The organism is Acinetobacter sp. 129952 (assembly GCF_056642055.1).
Window position 1 is genome coordinate 114179 of the sequence record NZ_JBWVSU010000007.1, and the last position, 14682, is coordinate 128860.

Sequence of the window (14682 nt, forward strand, 5' to 3'; positions counted from 1 at the left end):
AGCCTCTAAATGACAAAACTGACTTGCTTCAAAGCCTATGATATTCGTGGCAAACTGGGTACAGAACTCAATGAAGATATCGCCTACAAAATTGGCCGGGCTTATGGACAAATTTATCAACCTAAAACAGTAGCCATTGGTTGTGATATACGACTCAGCAGTGAAGAGCTAAAACAGGCCACCATTCGCGGCTTGAATGATGCCGGGGTCAATGTGCTGGATCTTGGTATGACCGGGACCGAAGAAGTTTATTTCGCAGCTTTCCACCTGGATGTTCAGGGTGGTATTGAAGTTACTGCCAGCCATAATCCAATGGACTATAATGGGATGAAACTGGTGCGTGAAAATGCCCGTCCGATCAGTGCAGATACAGGCTTAAAAGAAATTCAGGCCTTGGCTGAATCAGGGCAATTCATTGAAGTTAGCCAAAAAGGTCATACGGAAAAATATAATATCCTGCCAGAATTTATCGACCACCTGATGACCTATATCGATCCGGCAAAAATCCGCCCGATGAAACTGGTGATGAATGCTGGTAATGGTGCCGCAGGTCATGTAGTCGATGCGATTGAACAGAAATTTCAACAGCTACAGATCCCGGTTGAATTTGTCAAAATTCATAATGAGGCCGATGGTAACTTCCCGAATGGCATCCCGAATCCAATTCTGGTTGAAAACCGTGATAGCACCCGTGATGCGGTCATTCAGCATGGTGCGGATATGGGCATTGCCTGGGATGGCGACTTTGACCGTTGCTTCCTGTTCGATGAAAAAGGGCAGTTCATTGAAGGTTATTATATTGTCGGCCTTCTGGCTCAAGCGTTCTTGCTGAAGCAATCTGGCGAAAAAATTGTACATGATCCGCGTTTGGTCTGGAATACCCTGGATATCGTGGAACAATACCAAGGGATCACGGTTCAGTCAAAATCAGGTCACGCCTTTATTAAAGATGTGATGCGTGAGCATAATGCGGCCTATGGCGGTGAAATGAGTGCACATCATTATTTCCGTGACTTTGCCTATTGCGATAGCGGCATGATTCCATGGTTACTGGCGATAGTAGTACTGTCTGAAACAGGAAAATCCTTATCTTCTTTGGTAGAAGAGATGATCGCCAAGTTCCCATGCAGTGGTGAAATCAACTTTAAAGTCGCCGATACCCAAGCGACCATCCAAAAACTTTTCGATCATTATGCCAATCAGCAGCCGGAGATCGATCAGACCGATGGGGTCAGTCTTAATTTTGGTGCATGGCGTTTTAATGTGCGGGCATCGAATACTGAACCGCTATTGCGTCTGAATATTGAAAGCCGTCGGGATCACAATCCGCGACCAATGCAGGACTATGTCGATGAATTGACTCAGCTGATCCAGGGCGAAGCTTAAGTCCTCAAAAAAACTAAAAACAGTGCCCTTTAAACCAGAGAAAAGACTCCAGTTTTTAGGGTACTTTTCCGGCCTGAAGCTTTTATGAAAAATGTTTTTCGAGTATATCCACTGTGATATTTGTATTCATTTTTCGCGCAAACAGCATGCCTGACTGCTTCATTTTATCAAAATCAGACACGTCTAAAGTCCTTGGATAATCCGGCCCGGAATCCCAGTCAATATATCTTAGCCCTGTTTCACAATCCTCTATCCTATGCTGGGTATGATAGATACGTTGCTGAAAATGGGAATTATAAATAATGGTATGGAAAAAGATTTCATCTGCACAGAGTGAAGATTTAAAGGCTTTTGCATAATCCGGATACGCTTCCAGATAATCCAGAATAAATGTCACCGCCTGATCGGTCAGGGTAATCCAGTTTGAACCTTTATATAGTTTAGGTAAATGAGAAATATCCTGTTTACGGAAGTGCCGGCAATACCATAATGCCCATCTGTTCAGGAACTGTAATAATGGTGATTTAGCTTTCTGATACATAATCGGTAAATATAGGACATTCACCCGTTGTTCCACATCATCTGCTAAATCATCATGACCCACAAACTCGGTCTGTTTTTGATATTCTTTTTCTAGAAATAATTCTCTTACTGTATTGGAACATAAAGGAATGTCATCTCCAGACAGGAAGAAAAAATAGCTGTAATCATATTTTTGCGCTTCCTGCAGGAGTTTTAACATGACTTCAATTTGGCTATAGCTACCCCATCGTACATCTGTCCGGTCTGCTAAAAAATATACCTGATCATGCTGTCCGAATTGAGTATGAAATGGGGCAAGGTCGGCTTTCTGATCGACATGAATAAGAATAATACTATGAGGACTTTTCAGCAGCTCATTCACCAGAAAAACCAGTGAATGGGTAAGTTGATGACAAATAACCCCATAAATAAAATTCATATCTATGATCCATATCCTTTGGGATTCTGCTTCTGCCATTTCCAGCTATCGGCGAGCATATCCTCCAAGCCATATTGAGCTGCCCAACCAAATTCCTGTACAGCACGTCTATTGTCTGCAAAACAGATCGCCACATCGCCTTCACGACGTGGTACAAACTCAAATGGAATAGCAACCCCATTCACCTGCTCAAAGGTATTCTTGACTTGCAGGACTGAAATGCCATTGCCAGTACCAATATTCCAGGCCCGGCAGCCTTGGGAGGCCAGACGGTTATTCAAGGCACATAAATGTGCATTGGCTAGATCCACCACATGAATATAGTCCCGCACTCCGGTACCATCGACCGTGTCATAGTCCTGCCCAAAAATAGACAGTTTTTCACGACGGCCTACAGCCACCTGAGTTACATAAGGCATTAAATTATTGGGAATCCCTTGTGGATCTTCCCCAATCTGGCCGCTTTTATGCGCACCGACCGGATTAAAATAACGCAATAATGCAATCGACCAGCGTTCATCAGCGATAGATAACTTTTCCAGTAACTGCTCAACAATCAGTTTAGTATAACCATAGTTATTGGTCGGCATTCCGGTAGGCATGTCTTCGTTTAAGGGTGAAGGATTATTTTCCCCATAGACCGTAGCCGAAGAGCTGAATACCAGTTTAAATACCTGTGCGCGCTGCATCGCCTGCACCAGACTGATGGAACCGGCAATATTGTTGTCAAAATAGTCCAAAGGAATCTGCTGACTCTCGCCAACGGCTTTCAGTCCGGCAAAATGAATCACTGCATCAATCGAATTTTGCTGAAAGACCTGATCGAGTAACTGGCTATTTCGAATATCACCTTCCACAAAGGTCAGACTTTTCTGGGTTAGCTTTTCTACCCGGCTTAAGGACTCGGAGGAGCTATTACACAGATTATCCAGTACAACGACCTCATGTCCGGCATTCAGCAATTCCACACAGGTATGTGAACCAATATAGCCTGCCCCGCCTGTGACCAGAATTTTCGCCATTTTACTTTCCTAATAGAACTTTAATTAAACCTTGGGTTGAGCCATCTAGACCATCCAGATCGGTCTGCTCACCATTCAGTATTGGCAATAACTGGTTGGCAATTTCCTTGCCTTTTTCTACGCCCCACTGATCAAACGGATTGATATTCCACAGCACAGACTGGACAAATACCTTATGTTCATAGAGTGCAATAAGCATGCCCAAACTGTATGGATTGAGTTCCTGCAATAACAGGGTACTGCTCGGCTGATTACCTTCATACTGTTTATAAGCCGGTAAGCTCGCCAATTCAGTTTGATCCAGTGCTTCATTGCCAAAAGCCAGTAAGCGCGATTGCGCCAGACAGTTGGATAAGGCCAGATGATGTTGTTCGACTAATGCTTCAGCGCTGTCTGCATAGGTATATTGCTGGCTGTTATAACGTTCTACCGGTGCAATAAAATCACAGCTGACTGACTGCGTACCCTGATGCAATAACTGATAGAAGGCATGCTGGGCATTCGGTCCTACTTCTCCCCAAATAATCGGACAAGTATCCAGCTGAACCTTCTCGCCATTGCGTTGGATTGACTTGCCGTTAGACTCCATTTCCAGCTGTTGCAAGTAAGATGCAAAATATTTCAGCCGTCCGTCATAAGGCAAAATCGCATGGGTCTGGATATCCAGAAAATTATTATTCCATGCCCCTAGCAAGCCCATCAATACCGGAATATTCTGCGCAAAAGGCTGGTACTGGAAATGCTGATCAACGGTATAGGCGCCAGCGAGCAGCTGCTTAAAGCCTTCAATCCCAATACTCAAGGCAATTGGCAGTCCGATACAGGACCAGAGTGAATAACGCCCGCCGACCCAGTCCCAGAGCAGCAACTGGTTTTCCGGTGCGATACCCCACGCCGTCATTTTGTCCGGCTTGGTCGATACGCCAATAAAATGATGCTTGAGAATATAAGGATGTTGACCTAAGGCCTTTTCCAGCCACAAGCGTACCGTCTGAGCATTGGTCAGGGTATCAATGGTGCCGAAGGATTTGGAGGAAATAATAAACAGTGTCGTTTCCGGACGCAGCTGATGCAACAGCTCAGACAACTGACTGCCATCCATAGTCGAAACAAAATGTACGTTGAGTGGCTGGGCAGACTGGTATTTAAAATCAGATAAAGCATGCGTGACCATCAAGGGACCGAGGTCTGATCCGCCCACCCCGATATTGACCACATCCTGAATGACTTCCCCGGTGGCACCGCGACGCTGTCCGGCATGAATTTGTTCCACCAGCGCATACATACGCTCCAGCTGGGCATGCACATCAGCTGCCAGATCAGCATGCTGTTGGTCCTGTTCCGGCAGACGCAGTGCCCAGTGCATGGCAGCACGCTGCTCGGTATAGTTGATTTCCTGATTGGAAAATAGGGAGCCAATCCAGGATCTGAGGTTCTGTGCATCGGCCCATTCGATCAGGCCCTGCAGCACATTTTTATTGATTCTGTGTTTACTATAGTCAAATAGCAGTTGTTCAAACTGGATAAAATATCGATTAAAGCGCTCCGGGTCAGCAGCAAATAGTTCCCGCAGATGCTCAGATTGAAGCTGTTCTTTGTTCGAGGCGAGTTTCTGACACACAGTTTCAGTGTCGAGATTTGGATTAAAATGGCTCAACATTAACGTCCCACCCCAATATAATTAAAACCACGTGTCTTGACATACGTCGGATCATACAGATTACGCCCATCCAGAATCAGGGGATGCTGCATCAACTTGATCAGATACGGATAATCCGGACTGCCATACTGTTTCCATGCCGTAATCAGACATAAGGCATGCGCACCTTCCACGGCCTGATACTGGTCTTTACACAGGATCAAATCTTCCCGTGGCCCATAGACCTTTTCAATATTTGCGATTGCCTGAGGGTCATGTAGCTTGACGGTCACGCCTTGCGCCCACAAAGCAGTCAGCATGGCATGTACCGGAGACTGCTGGATACTTGGGGTATTTTCCTTAAAGGCTGCACCCCAAATCGCAATGACTTTACCCTTTAAGTCTCCACGGAAATAGTTCCAGAGTTTACGAAACAGTAATTCTTTTTGCTGTTCATTAATATCCCAGACCTGTTCCAGCAACTGGTTTTTTACCCCTGAATCTGCCACGGCGTGAGTGAGAGTCCGGATATCATGGGAGAAATTCTCTCCACCAAAACCAACGCCGGGGAACAAATAGGCAGAACCAATCCGATTATCCGCAGCCATGCCTTGTCGTACCTGTTCAATATCAATGCCAAGTTTTTCTGCCACACTGGCCAAATCGTTCATATAACTGATCCGGGTGGCCAGCATGCCGGAAATACTCAACTTGGTAAATTCGGCATCCAGAACCGGCATAAATAGATACTGCTGCGCGCGTGGAAATAATGGACGTAAGAGTTCTTTGATTTTAGGCTGGATATCTGCATGATCACAGCCCACAATCAGCTGGGTGGCCTGAGTAAAGCTACGCAGTGCATTCCCTTCCTGAATAATATCTGGCAGATAAATCCAGTCATCATTCGGCAGTAACTGCTGAAAGCGTTGCGTGCCATGCAAGCCAAAGGTCGAAGCATTAATCATCAGCTTGGGATGGGCAAAACAGGCATGCCGGATGGTGTCCAACATCTGAAATGCCTGCTGTTCTTCAGTCGCATTAAAACTAAAGAAAAAAACATCCTGATTAAAATCCAGATGCTGAAAATCGCAACAATTTAAAAAGCCAGATTTTTCCTGTTTTTGCAGTAATAGCTGGAGGGATTCATCCTGGAAATAGGGCAGAGCCGACTCATCTGCACCGAAGCTATTACACCAGACCACCTGGTGACCACATTCAGATAAAAGGGCCGACATGACCCCCGAAAATAAGGTTTTCCCTAATACTGCGACTTTCATATTATTCCTTTTTATTATTTTTTCTTACAAAGCCAGTTCCTGAATTAATGCTTTAAACTCGGCACCGAGTTTAGGATGATCAACACCATAATGTAAAACAGCCTTTAAATAACCTAACTTACTGCCACAGTCAAAGGTCTGGCCTTTCATGCGGTAGGCTTCTACAGCTTCTGTCTGCTGCAGCATGGCAATCGCATCTGTGAGCTGGATTTCATTGCCTGCCCCGCGTGGGGTCTGTTCCAAAAGCTGCATGATTTTGGCCGGCAGAATATAACGTCCGACCACAGACAAATTCGAAGGTGCCGTTCCGACCGCCGGTTTCTCAACGATCCCTTGCATGACGATACTTTCACCTTCCTCAGGTGATGCAGCAACATCCACGATGCCATACTGGTCTACCAGATGTTCAGGCACCGCTTCCACCATGATTTGTGAAGCTTGAGATTGTACATAGCGCTGAATCATGCGTGACAGGTCATTTTCCGGGTCCTGATCTTTCACCAGCACATCCGGTAACAGCACTGCAAAATCATCATCACCAATCACGGCTTTGGCACATAATACCGCATGGCCCAGACCTAAAGGCTGAGGCTGACGTACACTAATCACACTGACACCCGTAGGTAAAATTTCAGTAATTTCTTTGAGTAAGTCGGTCTTATTTTTTTGCTCAAGGGTGGTTTCAAGTTCAAAGTTACGGTCAAAATAGTTTTCAATCGATGCTTTGGAAGAATGAGTCACCAGAATAATCTGCTCAATCCCAGCAGCGACTGCTTCACGTACCACATATTCAATCGCAGGGCGATCCACGACTGTCACCATTTCTTTAGGAATGGATTTACTGGCAGGTAAAAAACGCGTACCTAAACCAGCCACAGGGAGAATTGCTTTCTTGATCATATCTATAAAAACCTAGTTCACTTTAATTTCGTTACCGCGTACATAACCATCCACATAATGTTCTAATTGTGCCAGCGCCCATTCAATGTCGGTCTGAGTCGCTGTAAGTTCATGTATGCGGTTAAATACTGCCAGAATTTCTGCTAATGGATAATGTTTTTCGACAGATCGCAGAATACGCGTATGTGAAGTAATTTCTGTATTTTCTTCGTCAATCAGCAATTCTTCATAGAGTTTTTCGCCCGGACGTAATCCCGTATATTGAATTTCAATATCGCCATTCGGATTCTTAGCATCTCGGACCTCGAGGCCACTGAGGGCAATCATTTGTCTAGCCAGATCCTGAATCCGCACCGGCTCGCCCATGTCCAGCAAAAACACGTCGCCCCCCGTCCCCAAGGCACCGGCCTGAATCACCAGCTGCGAGGCTTCCGGGATGGTCATAAAGAAACGGGTTACTTCTGGATCAGTCACGGTAATCGGACCACCTTTGGCAATTTGCTGTTTAAACAGCGGCACGACCGAGCCCGAAGAACCGAGGACATTACCAAAGCGCACAATACTGATCTGAGTCTGATTCTGAGCCTCTGCCATAGCCTGACAGTACAGCTCTGCCATACGTTTGGTCGCACCCATCACGTTGGTTGGACGTACCGCTTTATCAGTTGAAATCAACACAAAGGTTTCTACACCTTTTTTTACCGCCGCATTCACACTAAAGGCGGTTCCAACAGCATTGTTTTTCAAACCTGCCAGCGGATTACACTCCACTAGCGGCACATGCTTATAAGCAGCAGCGTGATAAACGGTTTGTACGCCATATTGTTCAATCACCCGTTCTAATTTACGTTCGTCGAGAACTGAACCTAGAATTGGAATAATTTCACAGCTTGCCGTAAGACGTAATTCTTTATCGATACGATATAAAGCAAATTCTGTTAGCTCATAAATAATAATTTTGACAGGCTGATTTCTAATAATTTGACGACATAGTTCTGAACCAATCGAGCCACCTGCGCCTGTGACCATGACTACTTTATTTTTAATATTTTTAGCCAAAAGCGCTGGAACTGGTGGTACAGGATCACGCCCCAGTAAATCAATAATATCCACTTCCTGAATATCAGAAATTCGAATTTCACCATTGACCAATTTAGTCAGACCCGGAATCTCGGTAATTTTTAAATGAGCCGGCTCTAAAAACTTGATAATTTCACTTTTACGTATTCGCCCTACTGACGGCAGTGCAATTAAGATTTCATCAATTTTGAATTTTGTAAAACATTTCAAAGCAGTATGTGGTAAAAAAACTTGGATACCACCAATATTTTGGCCACTTAAAGAAGGATCATCATCAATAAATATAATCGGTAGATGTTCATTAGAACGGTTTAAAGTAGCTGCTACTTGCTGACCAGCATGACCTGCTCCATAAATCGCGATACGTTTTTTCGGTACACCTGACTTTAAATAGGATTGTACGATAAAACGAATCACACCACGACTAAACCAGATCCAGGCAAACATCATAAAGCCGAACATCAAGGGAATAGAGGTCGGGATGAAAGCATGGGTGCCATAAGCCAGCAAGTACAACCCGATCACGCTTAATATCGTAGCCAGACCCAATTTAACAATAAAAAACTCATTAAAGGTACGTACAATAAAACGGTATACGCCACAAATAAACAGCATAAAAACTGCTATTGCACTGACCCAAATCGAGCCAAAAGGAATATTGGGTACAACCTCTGCACCGAGGTCAAACTGGCGGATGGCATAACACAGCCAGATCAGGATCGGGAATATACAGAAATCTAAAATAACTAGAAATGCGAGTTTTGCTGAACGTGGAGATTCAACAAGTGGCAGAATGATGGACTTCACGTGATGTGTCTTCTCAATAGTACTTATAAGTTTCAATCCAATTTAAGTATTAGAATGATTAAATTGAAGCTTGGGTAAATTTATCGAATGCACCCATAAGTGCATTCTACGTGATTGAATCATGGATAGATTATATGCGACTAATCACTTGTCGCAGGGCATTTTCAGTTGTTTGAATATTATTTTCTGTTAACGTCGGATGTACCAGAAACATTAAGCTGGTTTCACCCAGTTTTTGTGCATTCTGCAAACGCTGTACTGGTCGCCATGGCGTAGCATCGAAAGCATGCTCTAAATAGACTTCTGAGCAAGATCCACTAAAACATGGTACAGCTAAAGCATTAATTTCTGCCATAATCCGGTCACGCGACCAGTCTGCTGGTAAAGCATCCATATTGACTTGCACATAGCACTTATACCAGGCATGCGTATAGTCAGCATCTGGTGTATGTACGGTAAAATAAGGGCTATCCTCAAAACAGGCCAAGATTCTTTTCGCATTTTCAGTACGTTTCCGAGTCCATTCCGGCATTTTTTTCAGCTGGATACGACCGATCACCGCCTGCATTTCCATCATGCGCCAGTTGGTACCAAAGGAATCATGTAACCAGCGGAAACCCGGTGGATGCTGCTTGTTATAAATACTGTCAAAATTCTTGCCATGGTCTTTATAGGACCACATTTTTTTCCACAGCTCTTCATCGTTGGTGGTGACCATACCACCTTCACCACCTGTGGTCATGATCTTGTCCTGACAGAAAGACCAGGCCGCGATATGACCAATTGAACCCGCAGATTTGCCTTTATATTTCGCGCCATGCGCCTGTGCACAGTCTTCAATTACATACAGGCCTTTATCGGAAGCCAATTGCATGATCGGATCCATGTCACACATCCAGCCTGCCAGATGCACACAGATAATCGCTTTGGTATTTGGGGTAAGTACTGCTTCAATAGTTTGAGCAGAGATATTCTGTGAATCCAGTTCAACATCGGCGAAAATTGGATTTGCCCCAGCAGTCACAATCGAGCTAGCCGAGGCCAAGAAGGTGCGTGAGGTGACAATCACATCATCCCCTGCACCAATGCCTAATGCCTTAAGTGCAACATCCAGCGCGACCGTTCCATTGGCTAAAGCCACTGCATATTTGGTTTCTGCAAACTGGGCAAATTCTTTTTCAAACTCACGGCATTCCTGTCCGGTCCAGTAGTTGACTTTATTCGAAAATAAAACCCTGGAAACCGCATCCGCTTCTTGCTGGGTAAAACTTGGCCATGGTTCAAATGCAGTGTTTAACATGATGTTTCCTGAATTTTTAAAATTAAAAGACTTATTTTTTCTCTAGAATTCGTGCCGGATTGCCAATCACCGTTACGCCCGGTGGAACGCTCTTGGTGACCACAGCCCCCATACCGACTACCGCACCTTTGCCAATCACCAAAGGTTGGTCCGGTGTGCCCTGTTTAATCACAACTCCACTACCAATATAGGCATGGTCTTCAATATGGATATTGCCATTGCATTTCACCCCGGGAGCAAAGGTAACGTAATCACCAATGACACAGTCATGCTCTACATAACTGTATAAATTGGCATGAAAACATTTGCCAATCTTGATATTGGAGGTGAGAGTTACAAACGGGCTTAGGGCAGCACCTGGGGCAATTTCTATTGCATCCATACGCACAACATTATCTGCCTGAACCGTCCAGAGCTCAATTGCATCTTGTTCAAGTTTTATCGCAATTTTTTCACGAATTTGACTATTGGCAATCGCAATTAGAACCGACTTTCTATCGGCCTTTAGATTTTTAAATGCTGTATAATTTAATGCTGTATGACCGTTAATTACTATTTCATCGATCAGGCTGTCATCAATAAAATAGATTTCGGCACTTATATTCTGACGTTGTAATTGCTGGCGGGCCACAGGCATCAAGCTTCGACCGCAACCCGAAGCACCATAGACGGCATAGATTTCAGTCATGAATCTTGTCCGTTTTTTGTGCCGGTAAATTTGGTCATGGTCGCTTCACCTTCAGCACTGATATCGTCTTTTGCTAAAACTTTATGTACCGTTTTAAACATGATTTTAAAGTCGAGCCAGATGGATTGATTTTCCACATACCAGGTATCTAGCTTGAACTTCTCTTCCCAGCCAATGGCATTGCGGCCATTCACTTGTGCATGACCGGTCATCCCCGGGCGCACGTCATGGCGTTTAGCCTGTTCAGGGCTGTAAAGTGGCAGGTATTCCATCAACAATGGGCGTGGGCCAACAATGCTCATATCACCTTTAATCACATTCCAGAGTTCCGGCATTTCATCCAGACTGGTAGAACGTAGCATTTGACCAAAAGGTGTTAGACGCTCACTATCCGGTAATGGATTACCCTGTTCATCTACGGCATCTTTCATGGTCCGGAACTTGATCATCTCAAAGGGCTTACCATGTAAACCGGGACGCACCTGGCGAAACAACACCGGAGAGCCTAGATTTTTTTTCACTTTATGAGCTACAAAGGCATAAAGTGGTGAAAGCAGGATCAGGGCAATGGAAGCGATAATAATATCGAGAAGGCGTTTTAGCATGGTCTTATCCTTGTGCAACCCAATCAGAAAATTTTTGTGAAAGTTCCTGACGATTAAACTGAGAACGAGCTAAATTCTGTGCATTTTTTCCCATCCCAACAAGCTCATCACGATGATCTGCCGCATATTCTAATGCATCTGCAAAAGCTTGCGAATTTTCAGGTAACACAGCAAAACCACACTGTTTTTCTATAATCAACTCTGCCAACCAACCTGGATAGTTATTCAAAACAGGTAAGCCTGCTGCAATGTAATCGAAGAACTTATTTGGGGATGTACCATAATAAAATGCAGGTACATTGGCTAAAATTTGTAGTCCGAGATCCGCACTTGCCATTAAACCGGCCAATTTATTTTTATTCACTGGATCATGAAAAACAATGTTTGCTAATTCTAATTGTTGGGCACGAGCCATTAAGGGCTTCTTCTGCATACCATCTCCAACTAGAACTAACTTTATGTCATCTCTGCCTCTTTTCCGCAACTCTACAGCCACATCAATTACAGCATTCAGACCGTTTGCCAAGCCATGGGTACCAGTAAAGATTGCCATCAAATCGGTTGCTTTTACATTTGCTGGACGCCAAGCCTGTTGCTCTTGAGCAAATATATCCAGATCACAACCATTTGGAATAGAAGCCACTTTTTGTGGATCAATACCGCGTTTTACAATACCTTCTACAATCCCAGGAGATAAACCAATCAAGCGGTCTGCTGAATGATAAGACAACCACTCCAGAACAGACATCATCCATAGAATAACCGGATTTTTAATAACCCCCATTGCCTTTGGTAATTCTGGCCATAAATCTCTAACTTCAAATACAAATGGCTTTCTGCGGAACCATTTAGCAAAAATTCCCGGAATACCTGCTGTCAGAGGTGTAGTCGTTGCAAATAAGACATCATAATTTTCTGTAAAAGCAACTTTAATAGATTTAAATGCAAAGCTTAAAAAAATTAAGATACGCTTTAAGAAAGACAAACTATTTGAATAGGGCAATTCAAATTCAATGATATCAATACCATCTACATTACCTCTACGCATACCACGATCAAATGGCGCTGTGAGCCCTGTTTGCCCAGCACCAAAAGATCCGCAGATCATTGTAACCTGATGTCCATTACGAATGAGTGACTGCGCCATTGCGTATGAACGAATGCCTGCTGAACCTTTGGGTGTAGAAAAATGTTGGTGGAAATATAGAATTTTCATGAAAGATCTTTAATTACTGTGATTATGGTTGAGGACTGTTTTACCTTCACCTCTAGTACAGGTAAGACGGTTTTCTGATAGTAATAACGAGACTCAAATCCCGAAGAAAGAACTATCTCCACCTCGTTATCTGTTTTAATTTCAATTGAAATCGCACCATTACAAATTTTTTTATCATTAAGTTCCCATTTACCAGGCTGTAAGCGCCAACGTAAAACTGCCTGATCTTTAAAACCTGAAACCTGATCTGTAACCACAATATCTTTATTTTTTAAAACAATATTTCTTTGATGTTTACAACCCCAATTATCTTGATAACCACAAGAAAACTGGTCTTTCTGATAATTTAAATTTTCAGGCTTTAGCCATGCACCAAATAAAAAACGGCTTAATCTTGGCATCTGTGAATGCTGGTCAAACTGCACGGTATTATGACTTCCTGTCCCGCTAAAATACTCTAGATCCTCTGCAGAGGAGTTATAACTGTATGTACCGCCATCTCTAAGTATATTTTGGCCATTGCACCACACATCCAAATGTAAGGCATCGCATTGGCTCGGCCTAAATTGAAATATAGGCAATTTAAAAGCAATAAAAAAGCTACTGTTCTCAGCAGTGATTAAACCACTAGAATCAAATAAGACGTTTTTGTTTGGCAGGTTGGAATCCGATTTATGCACTTTCTTTATATCAAAGAATTTTAATGTTTCATCATAACTCCCTGATTCAGCATAATAACTATACTGACAAAATAAAGTGCTAGCCAACTGTACAGTTGGTCTAAAGTCACGATAATCAGTCGCACAGACAGGCAAAAGCTTAGCGCCATCATTCGCACCTAAGTTTGGCGTATCCCCATCTTGCTGTGTCAAAATATACAACCAATCTGTGGCTTTTCCCATTTGAGTATAGAGACGCTGAGAAAATTTAGGCAAATTCAGTTTCTGTCTAATTATTTCTGCCAGACAATATGAATCCAACATCACACGATGGTAATTGACGGAATATTGGCTAAAACCACCATCTTGCATAATCAGCTTAGATGCACGATTTTCAAGCCACTTACGCCCTAATGACTGCCATGTGCTGTAGAGTTTTGTTTGATTTACACTATTCAGCAATGAGCCACCTATGAACAAGGCAGCCGCTTCTGAAGTTCCATGATTGTTATCTTGCGCAATCGCATAATCAATCGTAGGAGCAATTCGCTTTAGATGAATTTCTATAAGCGCCAGTACATTCTGCGATGGTGACTCCAATTGCTCTAAACCAATTAACGCGCTGATTAAATGCATCACCCGAATTGATGCTTCCTGACCACATTTCCAATTGGGGCCGAGGTATGCAGAATTATTCTTACACCAGTTATTCAACCACTGATCAAGCTGAGCCAATTCACTTTGATCATGACTTTCATGATGTTTTAAAACAAAGTGAAGCAGCCAATCAAAACGGGATGCCTCCCAGATGCCTTTAATGTCACCTACATTGGCATCAAAGTCAGGAATTTCAAACCAGGATTTTCCTGTATTGGCAAAATTAGCCCCTGTTAAAGGGCTATAAAACCAGTTGGGATACTGACCTATGGCATAAGACTTCCAGCCAAAAGCTGTAAGCTGATATGAAGGCTCAAACACTGTTTCTTGCTGTTGAGGATGTGCGAAAAAAGAGCCTGAAGGCATTTGTGCAGCAATTTTCTGCACAGGATTTAACCCAGTCTTAACACCAATACGGTACTTAAATACTCTGAATAAATTTAAGAGGCCTAGACTTAAAGCTGTTTGAGCTTTCATTTTTACAC

The 14682-nt window shown here is 43.4% G+C and carries 12 protein-coding genes; 1 reads left to right on the top strand and 11 read right to left on the bottom strand.

What is annotated here, in order from left to right; translation table 11 throughout:
• The first annotated feature begins 9 nt into the window (after positions 1–9).
• On the top strand, positions 10–1386 hold the full coding sequence (locus AC1IR0_RS09720) for a phosphohexomutase domain-containing protein (RefSeq protein ID WP_479741352.1): 1377 nt from the start codon (positions 10–12) through the stop codon (positions 1384–1386).
• 82 nt (positions 1387–1468) lie between these two features.
• Here the strand turns inward: AC1IR0_RS09720 and AC1IR0_RS09725 are convergent, their stop codons facing one another.
• The 11 genes from AC1IR0_RS09725 to AC1IR0_RS09775 all read right to left on the bottom strand — a co-directional run bounded on the left by AC1IR0_RS09725 (position 1469) and on the right by AC1IR0_RS09775 (position 14674).
• Positions 1469–2347: a beta-1,6-N-acetylglucosaminyltransferase gene (locus tag AC1IR0_RS09725; RefSeq protein WP_479741353.1), complete on the bottom strand. Its 879-nt coding sequence runs from the start codon at positions 2345–2347 to the stop codon at positions 1469–1471.
• 2 nt (positions 2348–2349) lie between these two features.
• Complete coding sequence (gene galE, locus AC1IR0_RS09730) at positions 2350–3369, bottom strand: UDP-glucose 4-epimerase GalE (RefSeq protein ID WP_479741354.1); 1020 nt, start codon at positions 3367–3369, stop codon at positions 2350–2352.
• A 1-nt stretch (position 3370) separates the two neighbouring features.
• On the bottom strand, positions 3371–5029 hold the full coding sequence (gene pgi, locus AC1IR0_RS09735) for a glucose-6-phosphate isomerase (RefSeq protein ID WP_479741355.1): 1659 nt from the start codon (positions 5027–5029) through the stop codon (positions 3371–3373).
• Positions 5029–6285: a nucleotide sugar dehydrogenase gene (locus AC1IR0_RS09740; RefSeq protein ID WP_479741356.1), complete on the bottom strand. Its 1257-nt coding sequence runs from the start codon at positions 6283–6285 to the stop codon at positions 5029–5031. The genes pgi and AC1IR0_RS09740 overlap by 1 nt, the downstream gene beginning before the upstream one ends.
• A gap of 24 nt (positions 6286–6309) precedes the next feature.
• Positions 6310–7185 (bottom strand): UTP--glucose-1-phosphate uridylyltransferase GalU, encoded by an 876-nt coding sequence (gene galU, locus AC1IR0_RS09745; RefSeq protein WP_479741357.1) that lies wholly within the window; start codon positions 7183–7185, stop codon positions 6310–6312.
• 12 nt (positions 7186–7197) lie between these two features.
• Positions 7198–9072 carry a polysaccharide biosynthesis protein gene (locus tag AC1IR0_RS09750; RefSeq protein WP_479741358.1) on the bottom strand — a complete coding sequence of 625 codons (1875 nt, stop codon included), beginning with the start codon at positions 9070–9072 and terminating at the stop codon, positions 7198–7200.
• Between the two features lie 130 nt (positions 9073–9202).
• Positions 9203–10372 carry a DegT/DnrJ/EryC1/StrS family aminotransferase gene (locus tag AC1IR0_RS09755; protein ID WP_479741359.1) on the bottom strand — a complete coding sequence of 390 codons (1170 nt, stop codon included), beginning with the start codon at positions 10370–10372 and terminating at the stop codon, positions 9203–9205.
• A 31-nt stretch (positions 10373–10403) separates the two neighbouring features.
• Complete coding sequence (locus AC1IR0_RS09760; RefSeq protein WP_479741360.1) at positions 10404–11060, bottom strand: PglD-related sugar-binding protein; 657 nt, start codon at positions 11058–11060, stop codon at positions 10404–10406.
• On the bottom strand, positions 11057–11665 hold the full coding sequence (locus AC1IR0_RS09765) for a sugar transferase (protein WP_479741361.1): 609 nt from the start codon (positions 11663–11665) through the stop codon (positions 11057–11059). The genes AC1IR0_RS09760 and AC1IR0_RS09765 overlap by 4 nt, the downstream gene beginning before the upstream one ends.
• A gap of 4 nt (positions 11666–11669) precedes the next feature.
• On the bottom strand, positions 11670–12881 hold the full coding sequence (locus AC1IR0_RS09770) for a glycosyltransferase family 4 protein (RefSeq protein WP_479741362.1): 1212 nt from the start codon (positions 12879–12881) through the stop codon (positions 11670–11672).
• Positions 12878–14674, bottom strand: a complete 1797-nt coding sequence (locus AC1IR0_RS09775; RefSeq protein ID WP_479741363.1) for a heparinase II/III family protein — start codon at positions 14672–14674, stop codon at positions 12878–12880. Before AC1IR0_RS09775 ends, AC1IR0_RS09770 begins: the two co-directional genes overlap by 4 nt.
• Positions 14675–14682: the final 8 nt, after the last annotated feature.

What these genes read in the sequence shown, in the direction of transcription:
- AC1IR0_RS09720 (WP_479741352.1), top strand. Translation starts at nt 10, where the DNA reads ATGACAAAACTGACTTGCTTCAAAGCCTATGATATTCGTGGCAAACTG.
- pgi (WP_479741355.1), bottom strand. Translation starts at nt 5,029, where the DNA reads ATGTTGAGCCATTTTAATCCAAATCTCGACACTGAAACTGTGTGTCAG.
- galU (WP_479741357.1), bottom strand. Translation starts at nt 7,185, where the DNA reads ATGATCAAGAAAGCAATTCTCCCTGTGGCTGGTTTAGGTACGCGTTTT.
- AC1IR0_RS09725 (WP_479741353.1), bottom strand. Translation starts at nt 2,347, where the DNA reads ATGAATTTTATTTATGGGGTTATTTGTCATCAACTTACCCATTCACTG.
- galE (WP_479741354.1), bottom strand. Translation starts at nt 3,369, where the DNA reads ATGGCGAAAATTCTGGTCACAGGCGGGGCAGGCTATATTGGTTCACAT.
- AC1IR0_RS09765 (WP_479741361.1), bottom strand. Translation starts at nt 11,665, where the DNA reads ATGCTAAAACGCCTTCTCGATATTATTATCGCTTCCATTGCCCTGATC.
- AC1IR0_RS09770 (WP_479741362.1), bottom strand. Translation starts at nt 12,881, where the DNA reads ATGAAAATTCTATATTTCCACCAACATTTTTCTACACCCAAAGGTTCA.
- AC1IR0_RS09760 (WP_479741360.1), bottom strand. Translation starts at nt 11,060, where the DNA reads ATGACTGAAATCTATGCCGTCTATGGTGCTTCGGGTTGCGGTCGAAGC.
- AC1IR0_RS09775 (WP_479741363.1), bottom strand. Translation starts at nt 14,674, where the DNA reads ATGAAAGCTCAAACAGCTTTAAGTCTAGGCCTCTTAAATTTATTCAGA.
- AC1IR0_RS09755 (WP_479741359.1), bottom strand. Translation starts at nt 10,372, where the DNA reads ATGTTAAACACTGCATTTGAACCATGGCCAAGTTTTACCCAGCAAGAA.
- AC1IR0_RS09740 (WP_479741356.1), bottom strand. Translation starts at nt 6,285, where the DNA reads ATGAAAGTCGCAGTATTAGGGAAAACCTTATTTTCGGGGGTCATGTCG.